The 26,358-nt window shown below is 74.7% G+C and carries 23 protein-coding genes and 1 pseudogene; 10 read left to right on the top strand and 14 right to left on the bottom strand.

Annotated elements, in window-relative coordinates:
- Positions 1-410: 410 nt before the first annotated feature.
- Genes LO763_RS07740 through LO763_RS07730 form a run of 3 tightly spaced genes read right to left on the bottom strand, consistent with a single transcriptional unit; the run spans position 411 to position 3,875 of the window.
- Positions 411-1,727, bottom strand: coding sequence for a dihydrolipoamide acetyltransferase family protein (locus LO763_RS07740; protein WP_230601396.1), 1,317 nt, complete (start codon positions 1,725-1,727; stop codon positions 411-413).
- 10 nt (positions 1,728-1,737) lie between these two features.
- Positions 1,738-2,712 (bottom strand): alpha-ketoacid dehydrogenase subunit beta, encoded by a 975-nt coding sequence (locus LO763_RS07735; protein ID WP_230601395.1) that lies wholly within the window; start codon positions 2,710-2,712, stop codon positions 1,738-1,740.
- Positions 2,709-3,875, bottom strand: coding sequence for a thiamine pyrophosphate-dependent dehydrogenase E1 component subunit alpha (locus LO763_RS07730; RefSeq protein ID WP_369431938.1), 1,167 nt, complete (start codon positions 3,873-3,875; stop codon positions 2,709-2,711). Before LO763_RS07730 ends, LO763_RS07735 begins: the two co-directional genes overlap by 4 nt.
- A gap of 224 nt (positions 3,876-4,099) precedes the next feature.
- Between LO763_RS07730 and LO763_RS07725 the strand changes: the two genes are divergently transcribed.
- Together LO763_RS07725 and LO763_RS07720 are read left to right on the top strand one after the other, a co-directional pair.
- Positions 4,100-4,645, top strand: a complete 546-nt coding sequence (locus LO763_RS07725) for a hypothetical protein (protein ID WP_230601393.1) — start codon at positions 4,100-4,102, stop codon at positions 4,643-4,645.
- A gap of 184 nt (positions 4,646-4,829) precedes the next feature.
- A complete protein-coding gene (locus LO763_RS07720; RefSeq protein ID WP_230601392.1) occupies positions 4,830-5,603 on the top strand; it encodes a hypothetical protein in 774 nt (257 codons plus the stop codon).
- 221 nt (positions 5,604-5,824) lie between these two features.
- Here LO763_RS07720 and ddaH read toward each other — a convergent pair whose 3' ends face one another.
- The 9 genes from ddaH to LO763_RS07675 form a co-directional block, all read right to left on the bottom strand.
- Positions 5,825-6,673, bottom strand: coding sequence for a dimethylargininase (gene ddaH, locus LO763_RS07715; RefSeq protein WP_230601391.1), 849 nt, complete (start codon positions 6,671-6,673; stop codon positions 5,825-5,827).
- Positions 6,674-7,394: 721 nt separating this feature from the next.
- The gene (locus LO763_RS07710; protein ID WP_230601390.1) at positions 7,395-7,751 is read right to left on the bottom strand and encodes an Rv3654c family TadE-like protein; all 357 of its coding nucleotides are present in this window, start codon (positions 7,749-7,751) and stop codon (positions 7,395-7,397) included.
- Positions 7,752-7,867: 116 nt separating this feature from the next.
- Positions 7,868-8,185 (bottom strand): TadE family type IV pilus minor pilin, encoded by a 318-nt coding sequence (locus tag LO763_RS07705; protein ID WP_230601389.1) that lies wholly within the window; start codon positions 8,183-8,185, stop codon positions 7,868-7,870.
- Between the two features lie 482 nt (positions 8,186-8,667).
- Positions 8,668-8,862, bottom strand: coding sequence for a DUF4244 domain-containing protein (locus LO763_RS29655; RefSeq protein WP_369431946.1), 195 nt, complete (start codon positions 8,860-8,862; stop codon positions 8,668-8,670).
- Between the two features lie 414 nt (positions 8,863-9,276).
- On the bottom strand, positions 9,277-9,876 hold the full coding sequence (locus LO763_RS07695; RefSeq protein ID WP_230601387.1) for a type II secretion system F family protein: 600 nt from the start codon (positions 9,874-9,876) through the stop codon (positions 9,277-9,279).
- Positions 9,876-10,553: a type II secretion system F family protein gene (locus LO763_RS07690; protein WP_230601386.1), complete on the bottom strand. Its 678-nt coding sequence runs from the start codon at positions 10,551-10,553 to the stop codon at positions 9,876-9,878. The genes LO763_RS07695 and LO763_RS07690 overlap by 1 nt, the downstream gene beginning before the upstream one ends.
- Positions 10,554-10,815: 262 nt before the next feature.
- Positions 10,816-11,979: a TadA family conjugal transfer-associated ATPase gene (locus LO763_RS07685; protein ID WP_230601385.1), complete on the bottom strand. Its 1,164-nt coding sequence runs from the start codon at positions 11,977-11,979 to the stop codon at positions 10,816-10,818.
- Positions 11,976-13,187 (bottom strand): septum site-determining protein Ssd, encoded by a 1,212-nt coding sequence (gene ssd, locus LO763_RS07680; RefSeq protein ID WP_230601384.1) that lies wholly within the window; start codon positions 13,185-13,187, stop codon positions 11,976-11,978. Before ssd ends, LO763_RS07685 begins: the two co-directional genes overlap by 4 nt.
- Positions 13,188-13,417: 230 nt before the next feature.
- Entirely contained in the window at positions 13,418-14,329 is a 912-nt protein-coding gene (locus LO763_RS07675) for an aldose 1-epimerase family protein (RefSeq protein ID WP_230601383.1), read from the bottom strand.
- A gap of 341 nt (positions 14,330-14,670) precedes the next feature.
- On the opposite strand from LO763_RS07675, the gene LO763_RS07670 reads away from it, so the two are divergent.
- The 3 genes from LO763_RS07670 (at position 14,671) to serC (ending at position 19,147) form a co-directional block, all read left to right on the top strand.
- Entirely contained in the window at positions 14,671-15,759 is a 1,089-nt protein-coding gene (locus LO763_RS07670) for a citrate synthase 2 (RefSeq protein ID WP_230601382.1), read from the top strand.
- Positions 15,760-15,900: 141 nt separating this feature from the next.
- Positions 15,901-17,931, top strand: a complete 2,031-nt coding sequence (locus LO763_RS07665; protein ID WP_230601381.1) for a PIG-L family deacetylase — start codon at positions 15,901-15,903, stop codon at positions 17,929-17,931.
- 100 nt (positions 17,932-18,031) lie between these two features.
- A complete protein-coding gene (gene serC, locus LO763_RS07660) occupies positions 18,032-19,147 on the top strand; it encodes a phosphoserine transaminase (protein ID WP_230601380.1) in 1,116 nt (371 codons plus the stop codon).
- A 146-nt stretch (positions 19,148-19,293) separates the two neighbouring features.
- On the opposite strand, the gene LO763_RS07655 is transcribed toward serC, so the two are convergent.
- Positions 19,294-20,487, bottom strand: a complete 1,194-nt coding sequence (locus LO763_RS07655) for a sulfotransferase family protein (RefSeq protein ID WP_304608800.1) — start codon at positions 20,485-20,487, stop codon at positions 19,294-19,296.
- A gap of 79 nt (positions 20,488-20,566) precedes the next feature.
- Between LO763_RS07655 and LO763_RS07650 the strand changes: the two genes are divergently transcribed.
- The 5 genes and pseudogenes from LO763_RS07650 to LO763_RS07630 all read left to right on the top strand — a co-directional run.
- Positions 20,567-21,472 (top strand): fructosamine kinase family protein, encoded by a 906-nt coding sequence (locus LO763_RS07650; RefSeq protein ID WP_230601379.1) that lies wholly within the window; start codon positions 20,567-20,569, stop codon positions 21,470-21,472.
- Positions 21,473-21,489: 17 nt separating this feature from the next.
- On the top strand, positions 21,490-22,515 hold the full coding sequence (gene moaA, locus LO763_RS07645) for a GTP 3',8-cyclase MoaA (protein ID WP_230601378.1): 1,026 nt from the start codon (positions 21,490-21,492) through the stop codon (positions 22,513-22,515).
- Between the two features lie 2 nt (positions 22,516-22,517).
- Positions 22,518-22,757: a MoaD/ThiS family protein gene (locus tag LO763_RS07640; RefSeq protein WP_230601377.1), complete on the top strand. Its 240-nt coding sequence runs from the start codon at positions 22,518-22,520 to the stop codon at positions 22,755-22,757.
- A gap of 251 nt (positions 22,758-23,008) precedes the next feature.
- Positions 23,009-24,220 carry a UvrD-helicase domain-containing protein gene (locus LO763_RS07635; RefSeq protein WP_230601376.1) on the top strand — a complete coding sequence of 404 codons (1,212 nt, stop codon included), beginning with the start codon at positions 23,009-23,011 and terminating at the stop codon, positions 24,218-24,220.
- A gap of 192 nt (positions 24,221-24,412) precedes the next feature.
- Positions 24,413-25,672: pseudogene (locus LO763_RS07630) on the top strand (MinD/ParA family ATP-binding protein); the annotation flags it as partial.
- Here the strand turns inward: LO763_RS07630 and LO763_RS07625 are convergent.
- The gene (locus LO763_RS07625) at positions 25,600-26,235 is read right to left on the bottom strand and encodes a TetR/AcrR family transcriptional regulator (protein ID WP_230601374.1); all 636 of its coding nucleotides are present in this window, start codon (positions 26,233-26,235) and stop codon (positions 25,600-25,602) included. The pseudogene LO763_RS07630 and the gene LO763_RS07625 overlap by 73 nt on opposite strands.
- Positions 26,236-26,358: the final 123 nt, after the last annotated feature.

Here is a 26,358-nt window from a genome sequence, read left to right as displayed (position 1 = left end):
GCACGCCAGACGGCAACACGGTACCGCAGCGGCGCTCACGGTCACTCGACAGGGTTAAGCGGCAGGGCAGCGCGCCGCGGCGGGCGGCGGTGCGGCGAGGAACCCGCGACAGAGCGTCAGCGGCAGGGGAGGCGGGGCGGCGATCGAGGGCATGAGAAAGGCCGGCCGCCAGCGGTTGCCCACCCCTCATGGCAAACGCGGCGACCGGCCGGTGTGAGAACCCCCTGGAGAGGGTCTCCGCGGTGCGGGGACTCGGCGCTGTCCGCCGCACCAGTTGGGAGGAGATAAAGTTCGCGGTCTCAGTTATCCGAGACGTTCGGAAACTTCGAAGTCATGTTTCCCCGTTGTTTCCGTGCCTCAATTACAACACCGAACGCCGAGTTCCGCCAACGAATCGTCGGTGCCCTTGATCACGTCCAGGCGAGGAGCGTCTCCCCCGGGTGCTGGAGGAACGCGCCCACGTCGGCGAGGAACCGCGAGCCGAGCTCCCCGTCGATGAGCCGGTGGTCGAAGGACAGCCCGAGCGTGGTCACCTGCCGGACGGTGATCTCGCCCTCGTGCACCCACGGCTGCGGCCGGACCGCGCCGAACACGAGGATCGCCGACTCCCCCGGCGGGAGGATGGGCGTGCCCGTGTCCATGCCGAAGACGCCGACGTTGGTGATCGAGATCGTGCCCCCGGCCATGTCGGCCGGCGAGGTCCTCCCCTCGCGGGCCGTGCGGGCCAGCGCGGTGAGGGCCTCGGCCAGGTCGACCAGGCTCAGGTCCTGGGCGGCCTTGACGTTCGGGACGACCAGGCCGCGCGGGGTGGCGGCGGCGATGCCGAGGTTGACGTCGTGCTTGACGACGATCTCCTGGGCGGCCTCGTCCCACTGGGCGTTGATCATCGGGTGGCGGCGGGCGGCCAGCAGGACCGCCTTGGCCACGAACAGCAGGGGGGTCACCTTGACGTCGGCGAACTCCTTGCGGCCCTTGAACTCCTTGACCGTCTCCATCATGCCGGTGACGTCGCAGGTGAGGAACACGGTGGCGTGCGGCGCGGTGAACGCCGAGGCGACCATGTTCTGCGCGGTCAGCTTGCGCACGCCCTTGATGGGGAGGCGCTGGTCCTCGGCGGCGGCCTGGACGCGGACCGGTGCGGACCCGCCGGAGCCGCGGCCCGCGGCGGCCTCCACGTCGGCGCGGGAGACCGTGCCGTTCGGGCCGGTCGCCGCGACCTGCGCGAGGTCGACGCCGAGGTCCTTGGCGAGCTTGCGGACCGGCGGCTTGGCGAGCACCGGGCCGGCCGGCGCGGCCGGGGGCGGCTCCTCGGCCTGCGGCTCGGGGGCGACCGCGGGCGGCGGGGGAGGCGGCGTCGGCGCGGCCTCGGGGGCCGCGGCGCCCGGGCGGCGCTTGCGCCGCTTGGACCCGGCCTCGCGCGCGCCGTACCCGACGAGGTTGGGCGTGCGCTCCTCCTTCTTCGGGGCGGCGGGCGCCTCGGCGCCCTCGACCTCGAAGGTCGCGAGCGGCTTGCCGACGTCCACGGTGGCCCCGGCCTCGGCGTGGTGCTCGGCGAGAACCCCGTCGTAGGGGCTGGGCACCTCGACGAGGGCCTTGGCGGTCTCGACCTCCACGAACGGCTGGTTGAGCTTGACCTCCCCGCCCGGCTCGACGAGCCAGGCGGCGACTTCGCCCTCGGTGAGCCCTTCGCCGAGGTCGGGCAGGTTGAACGTGATCTTCTGACCCATGTCCGGCTCCTCAGTGCTCGAGGGACCGGTCGACGGCGTCGAGCACCCGGTCCAGGTTCGGAAGGTAGTCGTCTTCGAGGCGGCTCGCCGGATAAGGGACGTCGTAGCCGGTCACCCGCAGCACGGGCGCCTCCAGGGAGTAGAAGCACTCCTCGGTGACCCGGGCGGCGACCTCGGCGCCGATGCCCACGTTGCCGGGGGCCTCGTGGACGACGACGGCCCGGCCGGTCTTGCGGACCGAGGCGAACAGCGGCTCCCAGTCGATCGGGGAGAGGGCGCGCAGGTCGATCACCTCGAGGTCGAGGCCCTCCTCGGCGGCCGCGGCGGCGGCGTTCACGGCCACGTCCACGGTGGGGCCGTAGGCGATGAGGGTCGCGGTGCGGCCTTCGCGGACGGTCCGGGCCCGGTAGAGGTCCAGTCCGGCGGCGCCGGTATCGACCTCGGCCTTGGCGTGGTAGCGGCGCTTGGGCTCGAAGAAGATCACCGGGTCGTCGCCGGCGGCGGCCTGCTGGATCATCCAGTAGGCGTCGGCCGGGTCGGAGCAGGTGACGACCTTGAGGCCGGCGGTGTGCGCGAAGTACGCCTCGGGGGACTCCGAGTGGTGCTCGATCGCGCCGATGCCGCCGCCGTAGGGGATGCGGACCACGACGGGCAGGCGCACGCGCCCGCCGGAGCGGTTCGGGATCTTCGCGAGCTGCGAGACGAGCTGGTCGAAGGCGGGGTAGACGAAGCCGTCGAACTGGATCTCGCAGATCGGCCGGTAGCCGCGCAGCGCGAGGCCGATCGCGGTGCCGATGATGCCGGACTCCGCGAGCGGGGTGTCGATGATGCGGTCGGACCCGAAGTCCTTGTGGAGGCCGTCGGTGACGCGGAAGACGCCGCCGAGGCGGCCCACGTCCTCGCCCATCACGAGGGACTTCGGCTGGTCCTCGAGGACGCGGCGCAGGCCTTCGTTGAGCGCCTTCACCATGGTCATGGTCGTCATCGGGCCTCGCTCCCCTCGGTCGTGGCGTCGTCGAGCGAGGCCTGGAACTCGAGGGCCTCCGCCCGCTGGGCCGCGATGCCCGGGGGCATCTCGGCGTACACGTTGTCGAACATCTCGGCGATCTCCGGGTCGGTCAGGGCCATGACGCGGGCGCGCAGCTCGCGGACGAGCTCGCCCGCCTCGGTGTCCACGCCCGCGAAGTAGGACTCGTCGGCGAGCTGCTCGGCCGCCAGCCACTTGCGGTAGCGGACGATCGGGTCCTTGGCGCGCCAGAAGTCGAGCTCGGCCTCGTCCCGGTAGCGGGTGGCGTCGTCGGAGGTGGTGTGCGGCTGCATCCGGTAGGTGTAGGCCTCGATGAGGCTCGGGCCCTCGCCGCGGCGGGCGCGGTCGAGCGCCCCCTGGGTGACGGCGTAGGTCGCGAGGACGTCGTTGCCGTCGACGAGGGTCCCGGGGACGCCGAAGCCCTCGGCCCGGCGGTACGGCGGGAGCCGGAACTGGCGGGCGTTGGTCTCGGAGATCGCGTACTGGTTGTTCTGGCAGAACAGCACCAGCGGGGCGTTGAACACGCCCGCCCAGACGAGGGCCTCGTTGAAGTCGCCCTCGCTGGTCGCGCCGTCGCCGTGGTAGACGACGACGGCCTCGCCGTCGTCGGTGCCGACCGCGCCGTCCATGGCCACGCCCATGGCGTAGCCGGCGGCGTGGAGGGTCTGGGAGGCGATGACGATCGCGTACATGTTGAAGCGGTCGGCGGCCACGTCGCGGCCGCCGAGGTCGGTCCCGCGGAAGAGCGCGAACGACGAGATCAGGTCGAGCCCCCGGCACCACTGGACGCCGAGCTCCCGGTAGGCAGGGAAGACGGTGTCCTGGGGGCGCAGGGCGCGGCCGGAGCCGACCTGGGCGGCCTCCTGGCCGAGCAGGCTCGGCCACAGGCCGAGCTGGCCCTGGCGCTGCAGGGCGGTGCCCTGGGCGTCCAGTTCGCGGGTGACGACGAGGTCGCGGTAGAGGCCGCGGTACTCGTCGTCGGTGAGGTTCAGGTCGTAGTCGGGATGGTCGATCCGCCGGCCCTCGGGGGTCAGCAGCTGCACGAACTCTGGTTCGTTCGTTGAGGCGGGTTTCGGACGGTTCTTGGCCGTCTTCTTGGCTGGACGCGGTTGGCCGCCCATTGTTGCCTCCTCATATTCGTGTTCCGGTGCTCCTAGCATCCCAAAGTCCTGGGCGGTGCGCGTCACAGCCGGTCCCCGATTACCATTCGGGGTTGAAGTCTGACACTGAGTAGTTGAACTGGACTGGTCTGCGGTTCGCGAGCGGCGCCGAGGGCGCCGGATCCTCGACATCATCGGTCCTGAACGGCCGTTTCGTCGCACGGGGGTGGCGGGAAGGGGGCGCGGTGCACGGCACTGGCGGCGACCAGGGGGGACACTGGCCGGCGGGGGTGTGGTTCGCCCTGGTGGGGGTGAGCGCGGGGACCGTGACGTCCTTCGCCCTGATCGGGTGGACCTTCACCAGGAGCCTGTACGGCGGCGTGGAGGCCGCCGAGCCCTTGGAGTTCGAGTCCGGGACGGTGGTCATCGAGGCCGAGGAGGACCCCGCCGAGGAGTCCGGTGAGGACCCCGGGGCGGAGGGGACCGGCGAGCCGGGGGGCCCCGCCGAGGTCGACTCCAGCCCGGCCGAGCCGCAGGCGGAACCGAGGGGCGACGCCGAGCCCGAGCCGGCCGAGGAGGCCCCCGAGGAGCCCGCGGCCCCGGTCGAGCAGGGCGAGGCCGAGGACGGCGGGGGCGACCCGGAGCTCGTCCCGGTCGAGGAGGACGGCAGCTGGTGCCCGCCCGACGCGGAGGCCGGCGTCCCGGACTGGGACTACGAGTGGCGGCCGGACGGCGAGGACCCGCGGCTGCGCCCGGAGTTCGACGCGATCGAACTGCCGGAGTGGGACTGACCCCGCTCCCCCGCCGACCCGGCCCCGGACCGCGGGCGGTTCCGACGGATGCTCGCCCGAAGGGGTGAGTTGTGGGCAAGGACACGCCGCAGCCGTAACCTGCACATGCGGATTGCCGTTACCCCTAGTGAGAGCGCGTCGCACAGTGACGGACGCACACGGATACCTGGTGGGGTACACGCAGATGGATCTTTTCTCACGCACGATGCTCGCCTGTTCGGCAGAAGCCGGCCTGACCACGACGGCCCTGTCCCGGCACGTCCCGATCCTTCGCCGCAACATCCGCGCCGGCGACCAGGTGTCCCTGCTGAGCAGGTGCGTCGGCTCCGACGGCCTCGGCAGCGGCGACCACGTCCTCATGCTCACCGGCGAGCGGCTGGTCGTGACGCGCCAGTCGCGGCTGCTCGGCCGGGTGCGCCTGTGCCTCGACGCGCCGGTGGCGGCGGTCGAGAACCTCCGGTGGTCGGCCGACCCGGCCGGGCCCGGGGTCGAACTGAACTTCACCGCCCTGGAGGGACCGGACGCGGCCGAGCCGCACCGCTGGCACTTCTGGCTGCCGGCCAGCCACGCCAAGCGCGTCTGGCGGATCGACGCCCTCCTGGCCCGGGCGTTCCGCCGCCCGAAGGCGGTGGCCAGGCCTGTGAACGCGCCCCGGCCCGCGCGCCCCGAGGTCCTCCAGAGCCCGCTCGAGGGCGCGGGCGGCGCCTTCACCGCGCCGCTGGCGGCGGTGTTCACCGCCGGGACCGGCCATCCGGCGTCGGTGGTGGCCGACCGCACCCGCCCCGCGGTCGTGGAGGAGCCGACCATGGCCCTCGACCACGTGGCGGTGCCCGCGCCGCGGCCCACGCAGGAGGCGGACCGGGCGCGCCCGCCGGCGCCGCCGCGGCCCGCGCCGTACCCGCAGGCGCGGTCGGCGGCCCAGCCGCAGGGATTCGGGCCGACGCTGGCCGCGGCCTGAGGCCCTGAGCCCGGCCGCGCCGCCGACCGGCGCGACCGGCCGGGATGCGGACCGCGCGGGCGCCGCGGGGGCGCCTTGGCAGGACGCGGCCCGCATCCTCGAGAACGACCCGCGGTCGATGAAGGGGGGCGGGTGCCCCGGCGAAGCCGGAGTACCCGCCCCCCTTGCGTCTCAGGGCGTCCGATCAAGGCGTCCGAGACCGGAGGTTCACCGGTCGGCGGTCACCGGCGCAGTTCGGCGGTGCAGCATTTGACGGAGCCGCCGCCCTTCTTGAGCTCGGAGAGGTCGACCGGGACGGGCTCGTACCCGGCGTCGCGGAGCTTGCGGGCCATGCCGGTCGCCTCGGCGTTGACGACGACGTTGCGGCCGTCGGAGACGAAGTTGAGGCCGAACGCGGCGGCGTCCTCGGCGTCGGCGATCACCGCGTCGGGGAAGAGCCGTTCGAGCAGCAGGCGGCTGCCGGGGGCGAAGGCCTCCGGGTAGTAGGCGATGCGCTCGTCGTCGAGGGGCGCGAGCGCGGTGTCGAGGTGGTAGTAGCAGGGGTCGACCAGGCGCAGCGAGACGACTTGGCGGCCGAACACGTCGGCGGCCTCGGCGTGCGCGCGGGCGTCGGTGCGGAAGCCCCAGCCGGCGAGGATGAGCTCGCGGCCGGGCAGGTAGGTGAAGTCGCCTTCGCCTTCGTTGACGAACTCGGGCTCGGCGTACGTCCAGCCGCCGGTGCGGTACCACTTCTCGTGGGCGTCGGCTTCGGGGCGGCGCTGGGGGTGGCGGAAGCTCGCGCCGTACGCGATGCCGTCGACCACGAAGGCGCCGTTGGCGGCGTAGACCATGTCGGGCAGGCCGGGCTCGGGCTCGATGCGGATGACGTCGTGACCGAGGCGGGTGTAGACGTCGACGAGCTCGTCCCACTGGGCGCAGGCGAGTTCGGTGTCGACGGGCGCGGTCGTGTCCATCCAAGGGTTGATGGCGTACTCGACCGCGTAGTAGGCGGGGCGGCACATGAGGAATGTGCGGCGGCCCGGCGACCGGGTCGCGGGCGCCGAGTCAGGTGAAGAACGGTGTTTCTCCATGTCGCGAGTGTAGACAGCCCGGGGCCCGCGCGCATCATCCGCGGGCCCGCGACACCCCGGAGTGTGACCGAGCCGCCTCGGCCGGGGGTCGACCAGGGAGAGATGGGGGTGGCGAGGAAGCGGCCAGCACGCCTCGCGCGAGCCGCGAGGCGCCCTGCGGCGAGCTGACGCGCGGGCGTCCGGCAGCGGTCAGCGGTGGGCGGGGCGCCGCATCGGGCCGCGGTCGTCGGCCGGGAATTGCGAAAGGGCGCACGGCGATTCGGCGCGCGAGTGCCCGGCGGCGGACGCCGCATCGGTCGGTTCGCCTCTCGAGGCGGCCGAGCGGGAAGACTGGTGCACGCTGCGGGCGGCCCACACCGACCGTCCAGCGCGAGCCGCCGCGGGTCGACGCCGCGAAGACCGGGCCGTTCGGCGAGCGGCTAACGGTGTTCGAACCTCAGCGGTCGGCAGTCAGCCCTCGAAGGCCGGTGCCCCGCATCGGCGGGCGGCGGGCCAGATGATCCAACACGGCTTGCGATAGCGCAAGAGCCGCGGGCGGTGCGAGAACCGGGCCTGCCGGGGCCTTCAGCCGGATCGGCCGGAGATCTTCCGGGGCCCCTCCCCCTCCCCCGTGCCCACCCTCCGCCTACCAGCACACCTAATAGCAACGCTGAAGACCTGTCTTGCTGTTTTCGGTTCCCGGCGGCCTGGCCTCGGCCGCCGGGACCGGTGTTCGCTCGTCCTACTCCACCATGACCGGGCCCGCCCGGGAGACCGCTCGGGCCGGACCGAAGGCTGCCGGTATGCCCGCCGGGACCTCGCTCACGGCGACCGTCACCTCCACGCCGTCCACCTCGCAGCCCTCCAACGCAGAGCCCGCCTCCTCCACCATCGCCCTCGCCGCGCCGCAGGCCTCCCCGTCTCCGAACAGGACCCTCGCGGCGCCCGCCAGCGCGGCGGCGTCCGCCGCACCCTGGGCCCGGTGGCGGGCGGCGCTCGCCTGGCCGACCGCGGTGAACGCCACCGCCATCACCACCAGCGCCGCCGCCACCCCGGCCGCCAGCACCGTCGCCGAGCCCCGCTCCCGGTCGCTCTTCACGACCCGGCCGGGCCGCCCGCGGTCCGCTCCGCCACCGGCCTGACGGCGACCTGCCGCACCGCCCACGGACCGTCCGCTCGCGGCCGCGGCCCGCCCGACCGGCTTCGGCGGCCGCATCACGGCAGACCCGGTTCCAGCGGCGCCGCGGCCTCGGCGGTGATCGACAGCGGCGGCGTCAGCGGACCCAGCGGCCGGGTCGGGGCCGTGACCCTCGCCCGCGCCACCTCGCCGTCGGTCGAGACGGCGACCGAGGCGCCCTCGGGAAGATAGGCCGCAGCGACCGCCTGCGCGTCCTCCCCTCTGGCGGCGGCGATCGCGGCGCTGTTCGCCGCGTCGATCGCGCGGACCTTCATGCCCACCGCCGCCACCGCCCACAGGCCCAGCGCCAGCACCGCGACCACGGCCGGGAGCGCCGCCGCCATCTCGGCGGTCACGAACCCGCCCTGGCCCCGGTCGCCGGGGTGCGCCCGGCGGCCGAACCGCCGCCGCGGCGCGCGTTCCCCCGTGCCGGGGCTCGCCGGCGGATCCGCTCCCTGTCGCGACAGGACCCGTTTCCCGGTGGCGGTGTACGGCGAGATGCGCCTCGCCACCGCCCACCGGGCCGGAGCCCGACCCCGGGGGACGGTCTTCGGCGAGGTGCCGTCCGCGGTCGCGGCCCGGACCGGGACCCTACTTCCTCGAGCGCGGTGCGGTGCAGCGCTGCTCGTCGCCGACCGGGCCGGGGCCTGCCTGTTCGGGACCGTGTCCGGTGCGGTGTCGCCCGCAGCGGCCCGCCAGGCCGGAGCCCGGCCTCCCTGAGCGGAGCGCGGTGCGATGCCGGTCGCCACCAGGCGGTTCACGGCCCACTCGTCCAGAGCGGTGCCCGGTTCCGGTGATCGGCGGCGACGGGGCTTCCGGGCCTGCCGGATCGACGCGGTCATCCCAGGGCCTTCTCGATCAGGGCGCTCAGCGCGCTCTGGACCGGCCCCGACGTGACCACCTTCAGCAGGACCCCGGCGAAGGCGACCGCCGCGAGGGTGCCGACCGCGTACTCGGCGGTGCTCATGCCGCTCTCGCCGCGCATCTTCGCGGCGAACCTCCCGCCCCAGCCCGGTCGGGTCACGCCCCGCATCCGGCCCGGACTCCACTCGTCCTCCTGCCGGGGGTTCGGACTCGGCTTCGCCGGGGCCGGGCGGTCGTCGGGCACCGCCGGCGGGCCCGCGGTGATCGGCGGCCTGGACCGGTTGGCGCCCGGCGACCAGCGGGATTCGAGGGCGGCCCCGGCGGTCCGCCGGTCGGCGGCCGGCTGCTCGGCCGGTTCGCTGCGCGGGGCCCGCGCCTGGTCGCACGAGGGCCTCCGGCAGGCGCTGGCGGCCCTGCAGCCGGGCCGCTGCCGGTCGCCGGGGCGGCAGGAGGCCGGTCGCGGGTCGGGCCTGCCGGGGGCCCGGCGGGCCCGGCGGGTCGGGAGGGCGATGGTCGTCTCGGTGTTCGCGTTCATTGCGGTTTCCTCTCTTCGGTTGTCGGACAGAGTGGTTCAAGGTCGCGGTCACAGGCCGGCGGTCAGGGTGTCGGCGACGATGCCGAACACGACCGGGCCGATCCCGGCGATCACGAAGGCGGGCAGGAAGCACAGGCACAGCGGTCCGACCAGCGCCACGGCGGCGCGTCCGGCGCGCTCCTCGGCCCGGGTGCGCAGCTCCGACCGGAGCGAGGCCGCCAGCTGCTCGAGGCCCCCCGCGATCGCCGCCCCCGAGTCGCCGGACCGGTCGAGCTGCCGGGCCAGGCGGGCGGCGCCCGGCAGGCGCCCGAGTTCAGGCAGCGCCTCGGTCGCGGTGGCGCCCAGGTGGATCGCTCCGGCGAAGCGGCGCAGCCGTTCGCCGATCCGCGGGTCGTCGGCGTCGGCGACCGCGAACGCGGCCTGCGGGAACGGCGCCCCGGCGCGCATCCCGGCGGCGAGCAGGTCGAGCGTCCAGGGCCATGCCGGGGCGAGGCGCCCGGCGGCGGTCCGCTCGGTGCGGTCGGGATCGGACCGCAGGAGCCGGGCGACCAGCCACCAGGTGCCGAAGCCGAGGACGATCCCGGTGGGGCCGCCGATCGCGAAGGCGGCCGCGACGCCCGCGAGCGGGCCCAGGAGTCGGCGCGCCATCACGCACCTCCCGCGTCGACGGATCGGATGAGCAGGCCCGTCCAGGCGAGCCCCATGCCCTGGAGGCCCATCGCGGCGGCGGCCGCGCCGAGCCCCGCGGGGCCGGCGAAGAGGAAGGCGACGGCGTCGACGCCGAGCGCTTCGCCGAGGGCGACACCGGCCGCGGGCAGTGCGATGAGGAGCGCGGCGGTGGCGCGGATCGAGGCGGTCTGGGCCCGGGTCCGGGCGGCGGCCTGCTCGTCCTCGCGGAGGTGCTCGGCGAGGCGCCGGCACAGTTCGGCCGCGGGGGCGCCGAGTTCGGCGGCGATCCGCAGTGCCGCCCTGAGGCGCTTCGCGGTGGCGGCGGCCTCGGTGGGCCAGTCGGGTTCGGCCGCGGCGACGGCGCGGGCCGGGTCGGTGCCCGCGGCGAGGTCGGCCGCCAGGTAGGCGATCGTGTCGGCGGCGGCGCGGCCTGCTTCGCGGTGCCGCTTGCGGTGCAGGGCGCGATGCCATGCGGTCACGGCGGCCGCGGTGTAGACGGCGGCGACGGCTCCGGCTCCGGCCGCCGCGAGGAGGCCGAGTCCGCCGTTGTGGCGGTACCCGGCGAGCCAGGCGGCGGCTGCTGCCGCGATGAGTGCGGCGCAGGCGGCCGCGGTCTTCGGCCGGTGGGCGACGAGGGCTCGGGTTACGGCGGTCATGTTCGGGCTCCTTTCCGGTGGTGGTCGGGCCGGGTCGGTCGCCGGCCGGTGGACTCGGCGGCCATCGGCCGGTCGGTCGCGTTGGGGCGCATGCGGAGGCGTTCCCTCCGGTCGGCGGTCGCGCGTGTCCGGCGGTTCCCGGTGCGGCGGGTGTCCGCGGGCGGGGCGGTGTGCAGAGGCCGGCGGGCTGCGGGCGGGCGCCGGAGGCGGTTGGAGGTGCGGCAGCGGCGCGGCGGCGGCAGGGCGGAGGCGGCGGCGCTGCTCATGCGGATCGCTCCCGGAGGAGGCGTTCGAGGAGGCCTGCGGCGGAGCCGGGGCCCTGGCGGGTCCAGGCGGTGGACACCCGCAGTCCCGATTCGCCGGGGCCGGGTCCGATCAGGGCTATCTCCGTCACCTGCCGTCCGGTGCCGGTGCGCCGCAGGTGGACGATGACGCGCAGGGCCGCCACGAGCTGGGCGTGGAGCCCGGCCCTCGGCAGTCCGTGCGGGAGCGCGAGCGCTTCGAGCCTGGCGGGCGCGTCGGCGGCCGCGTTGCAGTGGAGCGTGCCCGCGCCGCCCTCGTGGCCGGTGTTGAGCGCGCCGAGCAGTTCGATCACCTCGGCGCCGCGGCATTCGCCGACGATGATCCGGTCGGGGCGCATCCGCAGGGCCTGGCGCACCAGCGCGGCGAGGTCGACCTCGCCCGCGCCTTCGATGTTCGCCGGGCGCGATTCGAGCGTGAGGGCGTGCGGATGGTCGGGCGCGAGTTCGGCGGCGTCCTCGACGATGACGATCCGCTCCTGGGCGGGCGCGGTGGACAGGAGGCTCGCCAGGAGCGTGGTCTTCCCGGTGCCGGTGCCGCCCGTCACGAGATAGGCGAGCCGGGCTTTGACGATGCGCAGCAGCAGGTCGGCCATGTCGGCGGTGAGCGTGTCGACCTCGACCAGCTGGGTGAGCGTGAACGCCTGCGACCGGTGGGTGCGGAAGGAGAGGTAGGGTCCCGCGGCGGCGACCGGCGGCAGGACCGCGTGGAACCGGGTGCCGTCCGGCAGTCGCACGTCGGCGTACGGGCTGCCCGCGTCGAGGCGCCGTCCCGCCGCCGCGGCGAGGCGGCAGGCGAGCGAGCGGATCGCGTCGGGCCCGCCGAGGCGGACGTCGGCGGGCCGCAGGCCTTCGCCGCGGTCGGCCCAGGCGCCTGCCGCGCCGTTGACGACCACGTCGGTGACGGCGGGGTCGTCCAGCAGCGGCTGGAGCGGCCCGGCCCCGATGAGGTCGTCGCGCAGGGCCCCGGAGAGCCGCAGCAGCGAGTCCTGGTCGGGCGGTGCGGCCCCGGCGGCCCGGAGGGCCCGCACGATGTCCGCCTTCACCGAGCCGCCTTCGCGGGCGGTGCCGGGCCGGGCCTGGGCCGCGAGCTGGCGGCGGACCTTGTCGAGCAGTTCGAGGCTCATCGGGCCCCACCGGCCCGGTCGAAGCGGTCGCCGCCGGCGCCGGCTCCGATGAGCTGGCCGCGCGGCCGGACGCGGCCCAGCTCGGCCGCGAGTTCGCGGAGGCCGCGGCCGAGGCGGCCGCGGGGGATCCGGCCCTGGCGCAGCAGGGCCGGGAGCCTGCGGTCGGTCGGGACCGCGCCCCACACCGGCGGGTCGGTCCAGTCGGCCTCGCGCGGGCCGTCCCAGGCGGAGGCGGGGGGCGCGTCGGCCTCGCCGCGCAGGACCACGCCGAGGTTGGGGTTGTGGAGGCCGTAGGCGGCGGTGACGCTGCGGGCGGCCTCCCAGGAGCGCGGGCCGGGCCCGAGGGTGACCGCGACGGCGCGGGCGGCCGCGGCGGCCCGGGCGGCGGCCGGGGTGCGGGTGCGCGGCAGGTCGATCACGACGAGGTCGGCGGCGAGGCGGGCCGCGCGCAGCACCTGCTCGAACGCTTCGGCGTCCACTTCGGCCGGGTTGCGCGGGTCGGGGCCGACGACGTGGAGGCCGCCGCGCCGGGGGAGGCCGGCGAGCAGCCCCTCGGGTTCGAGCAGGCCGGCGTTCGCCAGGGAGGGCCACCGCCAGCCCGGTTGGGCGGCGAGCCCGGCGGCGGCGTCGATGCCGCCGCCGGTGTGGTCGAGGTCGATGAGGACGGTCCTGCCGCCGTCCCGTGCGGCGTCGGCGGCCGAGGCGAGGGCCAGTGTGGAGGCCCCGGCGCCGCCGTGCCCGGCGACGTGGGCGATGACGGGCGCCGGTGCGACGTCGCGGACGGTCCGGGTGAACAGGTCGATGAGCCAGTCGCGTGCGTCCGGGAGGGCGACCACGCCGGTGGCGCGCATCTGGATCGCGAGGGGCCACAGCATCGAGGTGTCGGCGGGGTCGGCGCCGAGCCAGGCCATGGTGGTGCACAGGACGAGGTGGTCCCTGGAGGGGAAGTCGCAGGCGACGCAGTCGGGTGCGAGGTCGGGTCCGACGAGGACCATCGGGGCCCGCTGCCAGAGGGCGGCGGCGTCGAGCGGGTGGGTGACGCGGTGGAGCGGGTGCCCGGCCGCGGCGGCGAGCGGCGCGATCACCTCGGCGAGGGCGTCGTCGCCGGTGATGAGCAGGGATTCGGCCGCCGTGGCGGCCGGGGCCCGGTCGCCGCGGCCGCTCGCGGCGCCGCGGGTCGAGGTGGTGCGGTCGAGTGTCGCTGCCATGGCTGCTCCTACGTTGCGTGGTGTTCACGTGCCTAGGAGTAACCGTGACCGACGGCGGGGGAAGTCGGCAAGGAGAACTTTTGCGCCTGTGGATAACTCCGTGAGGAGTGGACACATTGCCTGGTGGGCGGCGTGTGGACGACCCGGCGCAGTGAAGGCGAGCGGTGTTCGGGCGCGGACGCGGCGAGGGACCGCCCCGTCGGGGCGGTCCCTCGCGCGAGTCTGCCGGCCTACTCGGGGCGGATGCCCCAGACGCCGAACCACGCCTCGCTCGGCGAGAGCTCGATCAGGTCCTCGCCGGTGGCGAGGGCGTTCGGGGGGCACGTGGTCGGCTCGATCGCCACCGCGCCGCGCTTGCGCTCGCCCTCGAGGCCGTCCGAGGTGTAGATGTGGACCCACCCGAAGGAGTCGTCCATCCACACGGTCACCGCCTGCCCCGAGACCGGGTCGGCCAGCCGCACTTCGGCCGTCCCGTCGGAGCCGCGCTCGAGGTCCCCGTAGCAGTCGTCGATGACCATGTCCTTGAGGACCGTGGGGTCGCCGAAGTCGGCCGGGCCGGAGCCGACGGGGATGCTCTGCTTGTCGAGCTTGAGCTTCTTGCCCGCCGGGACGTGCAGGGTCGCCTCGTCGATCCGCTCCAGGGAGCCGGGCATGAGGTAGGAGTGGGTGCCCAGGCCGAAGGGGGCGGTCTTGTGGCCGGGGTTGGAGACGGTGTGGGCGGCGCGCAGGCCGCCGGGCCCGACCGACCAGCGGGTGCGCAGCTGCAGGGTCCAGGGGTAGCCCAGGCGCGCGGGCAGCCGGCACTCGAGCGTGACCGAGGTGTCGGTCACGTCGACGGCGTTCCACTCGGCCCAGGCCACGAAGCCGTGGAGGGAGGTGTTCGTCTCGATCTCGTTGACCGGCAGCTGGTACTCGGTGCCGTCGTAGGCGTACTTGCCGTCGCGGACCCGGTTCGGCCAGGGGGCCAGCACGTGGCCCGACCAGCCGGGGGCGAGTTCCTCGTCGGCGTAGGTCATGACGACCGGGCGGCCGCGGTAGGTGTACGAGCGCACGCCGCCGCCGACAGCGACGATGGTGGCCTCGTGGTCGTTGTAGGCGATCACCCATTGCTCGCCGGACAGCGCCATAGGGGGTACCTCCATGTCGTTATCGCTGGGCGGGATGTGCTTTGACGTTAGCTCATGTCGGATGACCTGCGGCACGCGTGTCGATGTGGGCGAGATCGCAGGAAACCGTTGAAACCAACAAGACCCATTATCGAAACCCTCCCATCAAAAAGTGCAAAATTGGACAAATAACTAGGCTCACGTCGGTTGTCTCATATTTTGCGCGGCTGGAGTACCGGCATTCAGGATCACCCCCGCCCCGAGGGCACTTCCGTCCGCCGCGGGGTTGAGGCACCATTTCCAGATAACTACGAACCGTCGCCTCCCGGAAGCCCCCGGTCGGCAACCACAGGGACAACACACTCAGGAGTACAACGATGTCTGAGTTCAAGCCCGGCCTCGAAGGCGTCGTCGCCTTCGAAACCGAGATCGCCGAGCCTGACAAAGAGGGTGGATCGCTCCGCTACCGCGGCGTCGATATCCAGGACCTGGTCGGCCAGAGCACCTACGGCGACGTATGGGGCCTCCTCGTCGACGGCAGATTCGGCAACGGCCTGCCCGCGGCCGAGCCCGTGCCGGTGCCCGTCTCCTCCGGCGACACCCGCGTCGACGCCCAGGCCGCGGTCGCCATGCTCGCCCCCTTCTGGGGCCTCCGGCCGCTGCTCGACATCGACGACGAGACCGCCCGGGACGATCTCGCCCGCGTCTCGGTCACCACCCTGTCGTTCATCGCCCAGTCCGCCCGCGGATCCGGCCGCCCCGCCGTCCCGCAGTCGGAGATCGACAAGGCCGGCACCATCACCGAGCGGTTCATGCGGCGCTGGAGGGGCGAGCCCGACCCCGCCCACGTCAAGGCCGTCGACACCTATCTCATGTCCGCCGCCGAGCACGGCATGAACGCCTCCACCTTCACCTCGCGCGTCGTCGCCTCCACCGGGGCCGACGCCGCCGCCGCGATCTCCTCCGGCATCGGCGCGCTCTCCGGCCCGCTCCACGGCGGCGCCCCCTCGCGCGTCCTCCACATGATCGAAGGGGTCGAGAAGTCCGGCGACGCCGACGCCTACGTCAAGAACCTCCTCGACTCCGGCGAGCGCCTCATGGGCTTCGGCCACCGCGTCTACCGCGCCGAGGACCCCCGCTCGCGCGTGCTGCGCGCCGCCGCCAAGGAGCTGGGCGCCCCCCGCTACCAGGTCGCCGAGGCCCTCGAGCAGGCCGCGCTGGCCGAGCTCAAGGCCCGCAAGCCCGACCGCGTGCTCGCCACCAACGTCGAGTTCTGGTCCGCGGTGCTCCTCGACTTCGCCGAGGTCCCCGCCGACCTGTTCACCCCGATCTTCACCTGCGCCCGCGTGGCCGGCTGGAGCGCCCACATCCTCGAGCAGAAGAAGCTCGGCCGGATCGTGCGCCCCTCGGCCACCTACGTGGGCCCGGGCCCGCGCGGCCTCGACGAGGTCGAGGGCTGGCAGTAGGCGCCCCGCACACGCCGACGGCGGCCCGCGTCACCGACGCGGGCCGCTTCGCGTCCGGCCTCGACACGAGGGGCCGTCGCGAACCGGCGGGCCCCCGATAGGATCTGGGACCGGAACCCGCACCACCCGAACGAGACCGCCATGCCCTCCCACGCGCCGCTGCGCCGCCGCGACCTCCTGGTCGGCGGCCTCGCCGGACTGGCCGTGACCGCCGCGGTCGCCGAGAGCGCCTGGTCCCTGCGGGAGGCCGCCGCCGGCGGCGACTTCCCCGGCCCGACGGGCGCCGGCCCGGTCCACATGCAGATCGTCGCCCACCCCGACGACTGCCTCTACTTCGTCAACCCCCGCGTCGCCCGCGTCCTGCACGACGGGGCCGGGATCTGCACGGTCGTGCTCACCGCCGGCGAGGCCGGCGGGCAGAACACCTGGGACGGGGCCGCCCCCGCCGACTACGCCGGGTACGCCGCCGCCCGCGACAGCGGCCTGCGGCGCGCCTACGCCCACATGGCCCTCGGCGACCCCGACGCGCCCTGGGACCGGTACACCGCCGCCCTCGACTCGGGGCAGGACGTCGAACTGTGCGTCCTGCGCGACAAGCCCGAGGTCCACCTCGTGTTCTGCTCGCTGTGGACGAACCTCGGGCGCCTCACCGGCGACTTCACGCGCCTGCTCGCCCTGTGGGAGGGCCGCCTGGAGGCCGCCGCGGTCCTCCCCCCGACCGGCTCGCCCCTCACCTCGCAGTCCACCGTGGACCAGGACATGGTGCGGGCCACGCTCCTCGAGCTCCTCGGCCGCTACCGGCCCGCCGTGGTCAACACCCTCGACCCCGACCCCGACCCGGTGGTCGGCGAGCGGCTCGGCGCCGAGCAGGCCGGCTACTCCGACCACATCGACCACACCGCCGCCGCCCTCTTCGCCTGGGAGGCCGTCGCCGCCTGGGGCGGGGCCCTCGCCGTCGAGTCCTGGCGCGGCTACTACAACCGCCGCTGGCCCGGGAACCTCGGCCCCGCCGACCTGGAGACCAAGGGCGGCGCCATCGACGTCTACTCCTGGGCCGACGGCGTCGACGGCGCCGACTGCGCCACCCGCAGCGGCTGCGGCGACCGCCTCATCAGCGGCCCCGGCGCGGGGACCACGTACGGCCACGCCACCCATCCGCGCTACACCGCGGCGCTCGCCGCCGCCGAGGTCGACGGGCACCTGCGCCCCGTCGCCGTGCGCGGCACCCGGATCGAGGCGCTCGGCGACGACGGCTGGGAGGGCCTCGGCGGGCCCGACGCCCTGCCGCACCTGGTCCGCGCCGGGACCGGGCTCTACACCGTGAGCGCCCGCCACACCCACGACCCCGCCGCCCACGAACGGGACGTGCACTGCTTCGACCTGGTCTCGGGCCAGTGGCGGTCCCTGGGGAACCCCGCCGGGGCCGGCCCGGCCGCCCGCACCGTCGGGCAGGTCGCGGCCGCCGACGACGGGCGCACCGCCCTCGTCTGCGTCCGCGGGCCCGAAGGCGGCCTGTCCGCGCGCACCCGCCCCGAAGGCGGCCCGTGGGGCGAGTGGACGGCCCTCGACGGGCCCGCCGTGCACGCGGCCCCCGTCGCGCTCGCCGCCGACGGCGCCTTCACCGTCGTCGCCGCCACCCCCGTCGACACCGCCGTGTGGGAGGGCGACGGCGGCACATGGACGAACCGCACCCTCGGCCTGCCCGGGCCCGGCGGCCAGACCCACGTGCCCGCCGGCGCCGTCACCGCCGTCCAGACCCCCGACGGGCGCCTCGTGATCGGCTCGCGCGCCGCCGGGACCAGCGACGTGGTACTCCACATAGGCCGGGGCGAGACGTGGACGGGGGTGCTCGTGCCGCTCGAAGGCGGGGTCCTCGCCCCCGCGCTCGCGCTCGGACCCGACGGAGCGCTGGCGGTGGCCTGCGACGACGGCACCGGCGCCCCCGCCGTGCTGGTCCTCGGCCTCGCCGACCTCGCGGCCGCCGCGGGCGAGATCGCGCTGCTGTCGCGGCCGTGGTCGCGGGGCGACGTCACCGTGGTCAAGCGCCCGGCCGCCGCGTTCGGGTCCGACGGGGCCCTGCGGCTGTGGGCGGTGGCCGCCGACGGCGAGGTGTGGACGGCCGCGGCCGAGCCGGGCGCGGCGGCGCCGACCGGCTGGGAGCCCGCGGTCTGAGCCGCCGATCCCACTCGGCGGCCGTCCCGGGCCCGCGCCGTCACGTTCGGAGACGCCGGGTTTACAGTGGCCCCGAGGACCGACGAGAACGGAGCCGAACGTGGCCGACCCGATCACCATCCCCGCAGCGCTGCTGCCCGCCGACGGGCGCTTCGGCGCAGGCCCCTCCAAAGTGCCGTCCGAGGCGATGAGCGCACTCGCCGGTCTGGGCGGGTCCGTCATGGGCACCTCCCACCGCCAGAAGGCCGTCAAGTCGCAGGTCGGGCGGTTGCGCGCCGGCCTGGCCGAGTTCTTCTCGCTGCCCGAGGGCTACGAGGTGGTGCTGGGCGTCGGCGGCGCGACCGCGTTCTGGGAGGTCGCCGTGTTCGGCCTCATCGAGGACCGGGCGCAGGCGGCCAGCTTCGGCGAGTTCGGCTCGAAGTTCGCCAAGGCGATCAAGGCCGCCCCGCACCTGGGCGAGCCGACCGTGGTGACCGCCGAGCCCGGCTCGGCCGCGGAGCTGTCCTTCGAGGACGGCGTCGACGCCTACGCCACCCCGCACAACGAGACCTCGACCGGTGTGGCCGTGGAGGTCAGGCGCGTCGCCCACGAGGGCGCGCTCATGCTGCACGACGCGACCTCGGCCGCCGCGGGCCTGCCGGTGGACCTGCGCGAGAGCGACTGCTACTACTTCGCGCCGCAGAAGGGCCTGGCCTCGGACGGCGGCCTGTGGATCGCGGTCATGAGCCCCGCCGCGATCGAGCGCGCCGAGCGGATCGCCGCCTCGGGCCGCTACATCCCGGCGTTCCTGGACCTGAAGACCGCGATCGACAACTCGCGCAAGGACCAGACGTACAACACCCCGGCGGTGGCCACCGTGGTCCTCGCCGCCGAGCAGGTGGACGCGCTCAACGCCGCGGGCGGCCTGGACGCGGCGGCGAAGCGCTGCGCCGAGTCGGCCGGGGCCCTGTACTCGTGGGCGGAGTCGCGCCCGTTCGCGAATCCGTTCGTGTCGGACCCGGCCCTGCGCTCGAACGTGGTCGCCACCGTCGACTTCGAGGGCGTGGACGCGGCCGAGATCGCGAAGGTGCTGCGCGCCAACGGGGTCGTGGACACCGAGCCGTACCGCAAGCTGGGCCGCAACCAGCTGCGCGTCGCGACGTACCCGGCCGTGGACCCCTCGGACGCGGCCAAGCTGACCGAGGCGATCGACTACGTGGTGGAGCGGCTCTCCTGACCACCCCCTCTCGATCGGCGCTTGTGGACTTCGGCCGGTCGGGCGGTGCGGCACCCGCATGCCGCGCCGCCCGACCGAGACCAACGTAGCGCCGCCCACCGACAATCCACACGGGCCCCGGCCGTTCGGCCGGGGCCCGTCGCGTCTCAGCGCCCCGGGCGGCCGTAGTCGCCGAAGGCCTCCTCGACGTCGTCGGGTCCGATCCCGTAGCGCGACAGGCGGTACTCGTGGCCGCGGCGCGTGCGGGGCCGGGCCAGGACGTGCTCGAGGTTCCCCTCCTCCTTCGCGGTCCACTCCATGCCGAGTCGCGCGAAGAGCTCCGGCAGGCAGGCGCGCGGGTCGGCCGTCAGCGAGCGGTAGGGCACGTCGACGAACCGCTCGCGCGGGGCGGTCGAGCGGACGGCGCGCGCGGCCGCGACGCCCTTCCCGAAGAGGTCGAGCCACTCGGGGCCGATCGCCGCGGCGTCGTAGGCGCGGTGGTGGAGGGCCCGGCCGGTCTCCACGAGGGAGCACCACGAGCCCATGACCGCGGCCGGGTCGCGGTGCGTCCACACGATCGTCGCGTCCTCGAAGACCTTGAGGAGCACGTCGAGGTTGAACAGGTGGAACGGCGACTTGAGGACCCACCGGCGCCGGGGCCGGTTCCACTGGAGCACTTGGAGGACGCGCTTGAGGTGGCGGTAGTCGCCGGTGCAGTCGCGCTCGTCGACCCAGCGGCGGTAGGCGGGCATCCGAGCGCGGGTTATGAACTGGTAGCCGTGGGGCAGGGCGAACACGCACTCCTCGGGTTGGAGCGCGTTCATCGGGTGGATGAGGTCCCACACGGGCGAGGCCCTGGCGGCGAGGTCGGCCATCGTCTGGGCGTCCTTGACGAGCGCGTCGCGCAGTTTCGGGTCGATGTCGCCGCGGTGGGTGTTCATGAGCTCCCACATGAGGGGGGCGCGGTTGCCCTCGGGCTGGACGAGGAGCTTGTGGGTGAGGGTGGTGGCGGTGCGCGGCAGGCCGACCACGACGACGGGGCGCTCGACCGGTTCGGCGGCGATCTCGGGGTGCTCGGCGATGAGCCGCTCGACCCGCAGGTGGTTGGTCATGCGGCGGGAGAGGTCGTCGACGAAGCCCTGCCAGCCGACCATCGAGAGGGTCTCCTCCTTGGCGACCTCCTTGAACAGGAAGCGATAGGAGTCGATGAGCTCGGACGCGAGCGCGGCGTCGGCCTCGGCCCGGTGCTGGGCCCGGTCGACCATGCGGTCGAACACCCGGTCGGCGCGGGCGCGCTGCGCCGCGACCCTGGGGGCGCCGAGGGCGTTGACGGCGGTGAGCCAGCGGGCGGTGCGGCGCATGGGGCCTCCTCGGCGCGGGGGTGAACACGAAGAGTTTTTCACGTCGGGCGGGCCGGGCGCGCTCCGCTACATTGGAGCGGTGAACGACGTCCACGAGCGGCTGCGGCTGCTGCCCGAGCTCATCGAGCACCAGCGGGTGCGCACGACGCCGGTGAAGGCGAACGACTTCGCGATGCCGCTCGCCTCGGCGAGCGCCGGCTCGGCCACCGCGCAGCGCCTGACGTTCGACGACGGCTCGAGCCTGTTCGCGAAGATCGCGGAGGACCCGCGGCCCGGCCACCTCGCCGCCGAGGCGAACGGGCTGCGGTGGCTCGGCGAGGCCTGCGAGGCCGTGGTCGAGGTCCGCTACGCCGACGACCGGCTCCTGGTCGAGCCCTGGATCGAGCCGACCGGGCCGACCCCCGAGCACGCCCGGGAGCTGGGCCGCCAGCTCGCGTTCATGCACCGTGCCGGGGCCGAGCGGTTCGGCGCGCCCTGGCGCGGCCACATCGGCGAGGCGTTCATGGACAACGAGCCGTCCGGCGGGACCTGGGCCGAGTGGTACGCGGCCAGGCGGATCGCGCCCTACCTGGGGCCCTCGCGCGACAACGGGGCCCTCGACGCGGCCGACGCCGCCGCGGTCGAGCGGCTGGCGGCGCGGCTGCCGGAGCTGGCCGGGCCCGAGGAGCCGCCCGCGCGGACGCACGGCGACCTGTGGTGGGGGAACGTGCTGTGGGGCGCCGAGCGGGCGTGGCTGATCGACCCGGCCGCGCACGGCGGGCATCGCGAGACCGACCTGGCGAACCTGCGGCTGTGGGGCGGGACGCCGCTGCTGGCGGCGATCTTCGACGGGTACGCCGAGGTCGGCCCGCCCGCGGCGGGCTGGGAGGAGCGCACGGGGCTCCATCAGCTGTTCCCGCTGCTGGTCCACACCACCCTCTACGGCCGCGCCTTCCGTGACCAATTGATGGGAATCGTGTCCCACTTTACGAAACTGTCATATTGACGAACTACGCTCGAACCATGCTGGCACCGACCTCCTCTGCCGCGGGGGCGTCGGCCGGGCTGCGGGACCGCCACGGTCGCACCGCGACCGACCTGCGCGTCTCGCTCACCGACCGCTGCAACCTGCGCTGCACCTACTGCATGCCCGAGGCTGGACTGCCGTGGCTGCCCAGACCCACCCTGCTGACCGACGAGGAGGTCGTCAGGCTGGTCGGGATCGCCGTGCGCGACCTCGGCGTCCGGGAGGTCCGCTTCACCGGCGGCGAGCCGCTGCTGCGCCCGGGGCTGGTCGGCATCGTCGAGGCCGCGGCCGCCTTGGAGCCGCGCCCGGAGATCTCCCTGACCACCAACGCCATCGGCCTGGAGCGCCTGGCGGGCCCGCTCGTGGCCGCCGGGCTCGACCGCGTCAACGTCTCGCTCGACACGCTGCGCCCGGGGACCTTCAAGGACCTGGCCAAACGGGACCGGCTCGACGCGACCCTGCGCGGCATCGCGGGCGCCGCCGAGGCCGGGCTCGCCCCCGTCAAGATCAACACCGTGCTCATGCGCGGCGTCAACGACGGCGAGGCGCCCGAACTGCTGCGCTTCGCGCTCGAGCACGGGTACCAGCTGCGGTTCATCGAGCAGATGCCGCTCGACGCCGCCGGCGTGTGGCGGCGCGAGGAGATGGTCACCGCCGCCGAGATCCTCGCGGCGCTGCGCGCCGAGTTCGACCTGGCCCCCGACCCGGCCCACCGCGGCTCGGCCCCGGCCGAGACCTGGCTGGTCGACGGCGGCCCCGCCACGGTGGGCGTGATCGGCTCGGTCACGCGCCCCTTCTGCGGCGAGTGCGACCGGACCCGGCTGACCGCCGACGGGCAGGTCCGCAACTGCCTGTTCGCGCGCGGCGAGACCGATCTGCGCGATCTCGCCCGCTCGGGCGCGTCCGACGCCGAGCTCGCCGACCGCTGGCGCGAGGCCATGTGGGGCAAGCTGCCCGGGCACGGCATCGACGACCCGTCGTTCCTGCAACCCGCCCGGCCGATGTCGGCGATCGGAGGCTGACCGTGGTGACCGTGAGGTACTTCGCCGGCGCGAAGGCCGCCGCCGGGCGCGGCGAGGAGCAGGTGCGCGCCGCGGACGTCGCCGAGCTGCGGGCGGTCCTGGCGCGGCGGCACGGCCCGGCGCTGGACAAGGTCCTGTCGGTGGCGACGCTGCTGGTGGACGGCCTGGCGGCGAAGGACCCGGAGACCGCGCTCCCGGCGGGGTCCACGGTCGAGGTGCTGCCGCCGTTCGCGGGCGGCTGAACCCGCCGGGGCGCGGCCCGGCGGCGCGCGAGCGGGACGAGGGCCGCGAGAAGCCCCTGCAATCCTGATATTCCGGATATGTCCCTCGAGCGATCCCCTTGCCGTGACCGTACGTCGGGGGTCCGACGCGATGCGGCGGCGGGCGGGGTTCGCCTCCGGCGCGATGCGAGAGCGACTCGGGTTCGGCGGGAGCGTCCGCAGATGCGGGAGCCGCTGGCTCGCGGGCGTCGCCGATCTGCGAGGATGCAGGGGTGCGCCGTCCTGATGAACGCAAGCAACCACAGGTGGCGTCCCCGCTGTTCGAACTCTCCGACGACATGCGGGCCACCGCCGAGCGGCGCCGCCGGTCGTCGGGCCGGACCCACTCCAAGTACGACCGCGAAGCGGTGCCCATGCCCGAACCGGCGCTGACGACGCGGACGCCCGACCCGTGGCTGGACTCCGCCCCCCTGCTGACCGGCATGGACGAGGTCGGCGCGGGACTGCTCGACTCCCTGGACGCGATGCAGCGCGTCGCCGCCTCCGCCGGGACGGGCCCGCTGCTCATCAACGCCTCCCCCGGCACCGGCAAGACGCATCTGCTCATCCGCCGCGTGGCCTACCTCGTGCAGGAGCTGGGCGTGCCCGCCGGGCAGTGCCTGGTCCTGGCCGCGGCCGCGCCGGGCGCCGCCCGCATCCGCCGCGAGCTGGGGGCGATCATGGGCCGCGAGGCCGCCGCGATCACCGTCGCCGAGTTCGACGACTTCACGGCGGCGTCCGAACCGGGCCACCTGCTCGAACTGGGCCACCTCTTCATCGACGACCTCCCGCGCATGCCGCTGCGGCTGTTCCGCCGGCTCACCGAGCACCGCGGACCCGAAGCGGACGTCACCGCCACGGGCGACCCCGACTCGGCGCTGTGCCAGGGCGACCCGGCCGCGTTCGGCGCGTTCGGCGAGCAGTTCACGCAGGCCCACGTCATGCGCCTGTCGCGCAACCACCGCAGCCCCGCCGCGGTCCTGGTCGCCGCCTCCCAGGTGATCGAGCCGATCAGCCGCGTCCCGGGGCGGCTCGTGCAGCCCGAGCGGCCCGCGCTCGAGGGCTCGGGGATAGGCCGCTACTTCGCCGTGGACGCCGACGACGAGAAGCGCTTCGTGGCCGACCTGACCGAGCGGCTCGCCGACCTGGGCGTCGCCGCCGAGGACCTGGCGGTCGTCGGCCCCGACGGCATGTCGGTCGCCGAGGCCGCCGACGGCGAGTTCCGCGTGGTGTGCCTCACCGGGGTGACCGCCGAGGACTGGCCGAACACGCCCGCCGCTCGCCGCGAGCTCTACGTCGCGCTCGGACGCACCAGGGACCTGGCCTACGTCAGCCACACCGGTGCGGGTTCGCCCCTGCTGGCCGATGTGGACCAAGGACTGTTCAGTCCTTTCGGGATGGTCCCGTGTCCGCGTTCGGGTCCTGAGCAGCCGCGACTGCTGTAGCGCGGCGCGCACCGGCCACGCGGAGTTCCCACGCGACCGCGGAGGGATGGGACACAATAGGCGGGTAACCGACGTCTCACGCTGGGAGTCCCGATGGAGCACACCGAAGAGGACACCATGCCTCTGCACCGGCCCGACGCTCCAGGTTGGTCACCGTTCGCGCCGCCGGAACTGAACCGGCAGTACGCCGCCCCGCAGGAGCCGCAGCCGTATCCGGCGGGGCCGGAGCCGGTGCGCCATCCGCGCAGCGGCGACCACGTGCCCAGCGAGCCGCCGCCCCCGGGGACGCCGATGCCCGGCCCCGAGGCGGCCCCGGCCGAGCCCGATGCGGCGTCGCTCGCACCACCGGCCGCGCCGTTCGAGCCGGTCGACGACGGCTGGCCCGCCCCGCCGCCCGCCGCACCCGCGGAGCAGTACCCGCCGGCGCAGCACTCGCCCGGTCAGCAGCCGCAGGGGCCGCCTCAGGCGGGGCACCTGCCCGTCCCCGCCTTTCCCGACCACGCCGGGGCCCTCGAGCGCGTCGGCGTCACCGCCGACGACTTCGCCTCCCGCCGCGTCGTCCCGCCGCGCCCGCCCGTGGCCGAGACCGGTCTGCGCGGGGCGCTCCACCGCCTCAGCCTCGGCATCGTCGCCCTGCCGCCCGGCCCGCGCGAGCGCGCCCGCCAGCGCGCGGTCGAGACCGTGCGCCGCAACTTCGGGGGCCTGCGCCAGATCACCGTCGTCAACCCCAAGGGCGGGGCGGGCAAGACCGTCGCGGTCCTCATGCTCGCCATGACCTTCGGCCGCCACCGCGGCGGCTACGTCCTGGCCTGGGACAACAACGAGACCCAGGGGACGCTGGGGATGCGGGCCCAGCAGGACTTCCACGTCCGCACCGTCCGCGACCTCCTGCGCGACCTCGACCACTTCCGGGGCCCGACCGGGCGCATCGGCGACCTGTCGCAGTACGTGCGGGCCCAGGGCGGGGCGATGTTCGACGTGCTCGCCTCCGACGAGTCCGCGACGGCCGGGGAGATGCTCACCTCGCAGTCCTTCGGGGACCTGCGCGAGGCCGTCTCGCGGTTCTACAAGCTCATCGTGGTCGACACCGGCAACAACGTGCGGGCGGCGAACTGGCAGGCGGCGATCGACGCGACCGACCAGCTGGTGGTGACGATGTCGGCCCGGAACGACTCGGCCGAGACGGCGGCGAGGATGCTCGACCACCTGGAGCAGACCGGCAGGCGGGACCTGGTGCGCGGGGCGGTGTCGGTGGTCTCGATGCCCGCCCACCGCAAGGACGTCGACCTGCCCGCGGTGCAGCGGCACTTCGCGGCCCGCACGAGGGCGGTGCTGCTGGCGCCCTACGAGAAGCTCCTCGACTCGGGGGAGCCGATCCGCTACGACTCGTTGAGCAAGGCGTCGTCGGGGGCCTGGCTGCGGATCTCCTCGGCGGTCGCCGAGGGCCTGTGAGCCGACAGGAGGTCGACCAGGCCCGCCGCGGCGTCGGCGAGGCGGCGGTCGTCCTCGTCGGCGTGGCCGGTGACGAGCGCGCCCTGGACGAACACGAGGGCGGTGCGGGCCAGGCGGTCGGTGTCGGCCGCGGCGTCCATCTCGCCCCGCTCGACCGCCCGTGCCAGGATCGCGGCCAGGTCGCGTTCGAGCTCGGTCCAGGCCTCCTGGACGCGGCGCATCGTGGCCGGGTCGTCGGCCAGTTCCACGGCGGCGCGGACGACGAAGCCGCCCTCCTTGGAGTGGCGCGCCACCACGTCGAGGAGGTCGGCGACGACCCGGGGGGCGTCCACCCGCTCGCCCTCCGCCCGGTCGAGGGCCCGGCGGGTGATCGCGCGCAGTTCCGGTTCGGTGTCCTCTCGGTAGCGGCCCAGGGCCGTGATGTAGAGCTGGTGCTTGGAGCCGAAGGCGGCGTAGAGTCCGGCCCGGTTCATGCCGGTGGCGGCCACGAGGTCCGACATGGACGTCGCGGAGAACCCGCGCTCCAGGAAGACCCGTGTCGCAGCCCGAAGGACTCTGTCCAAATCGGCGTTCTTATTTCTGCTCACGTTGTGCACCGTATCGATACCCGGTGCTACGGGTCAATAACCGGAAGGCGGGAGTTCACTCGCGGGACGCGAGTGAACGGTCGCACTGGGTGCGCTCCC

Source organism: Glycomyces amatae (assembly GCF_020991375.1).
Lineage (GTDB): Bacteria > Actinomycetota > Actinomycetes > Mycobacteriales > Micromonosporaceae > Glycomyces > Glycomyces amatae.
Note: the sequence above shows the minus strand (reverse complement) of the source record. Positions and strands in the feature narration are given on the sequence as shown.

Bases quoted from the DNA above. Each gene is read 5' to 3' on its own strand.
- LO763_RS07740 (WP_230601396.1), bottom strand. From the start codon at position 1,727: ATGGGTCAGAAGATCACGTTCAACCTGCCCGACCTCGGCGAAGGGCTC.
- LO763_RS07735 (WP_230601395.1), bottom strand. From the start codon at position 2,712: ATGACGACCATGACCATGGTGAAGGCGCTCAACGAAGGCCTGCGCCGC.
- LO763_RS07730 (WP_369431938.1), bottom strand. From the start codon at position 3,875: ATGGGCGGCCAACCGCGTCCAGCCAAGAAGACGGCCAAGAACCGTCCG.
- LO763_RS07720 (WP_230601392.1), top strand. From the start codon at position 4,830: ATGGATCTTTTCTCACGCACGATGCTCGCCTGTTCGGCAGAAGCCGGC.
- ddaH (WP_230601391.1), bottom strand. From the start codon at position 6,673: ATGGAGAAACACCGTTCTTCACCTGACTCGGCGCCCGCGACCCGGTCG.
- LO763_RS29655 (WP_369431946.1), bottom strand. From the start codon at position 8,862: ATGCGGGGCGTGACCCGACCGGGCTGGGGCGGGAGGTTCGCCGCGAAG.
- LO763_RS07695 (WP_230601387.1), bottom strand. From the start codon at position 9,876: ATGGCGCGCCGACTCCTGGGCCCGCTCGCGGGCGTCGCGGCCGCCTTC.
- LO763_RS07690 (WP_230601386.1), bottom strand. From the start codon at position 10,553: ATGACCGCCGTAACCCGAGCCCTCGTCGCCCACCGGCCGAAGACCGCG.
- LO763_RS07685 (WP_230601385.1), bottom strand. From the start codon at position 11,979: ATGAGCCTCGAACTGCTCGACAAGGTCCGCCGCCAGCTCGCGGCCCAG.
- ssd (WP_230601384.1), bottom strand. From the start codon at position 13,187: ATGGCAGCGACACTCGACCGCACCACCTCGACCCGCGGCGCCGCGAGC.
- LO763_RS07675 (WP_230601383.1), bottom strand. From the start codon at position 14,329: ATGGAGGTACCCCCTATGGCGCTGTCCGGCGAGCAATGGGTGATCGCC.
- LO763_RS07670 (WP_230601382.1), top strand. From the start codon at position 14,671: ATGTCTGAGTTCAAGCCCGGCCTCGAAGGCGTCGTCGCCTTCGAAACC.
- LO763_RS07665 (WP_230601381.1), top strand. From the start codon at position 15,901: ATGCCCTCCCACGCGCCGCTGCGCCGCCGCGACCTCCTGGTCGGCGGC.
- LO763_RS07655 (WP_304608800.1), bottom strand. From the start codon at position 20,487: ATGCGCCGCACCGCCCGCTGGCTCACCGCCGTCAACGCCCTCGGCGCC.
- moaA (WP_230601378.1), top strand. From the start codon at position 21,490: ATGCTGGCACCGACCTCCTCTGCCGCGGGGGCGTCGGCCGGGCTGCGG.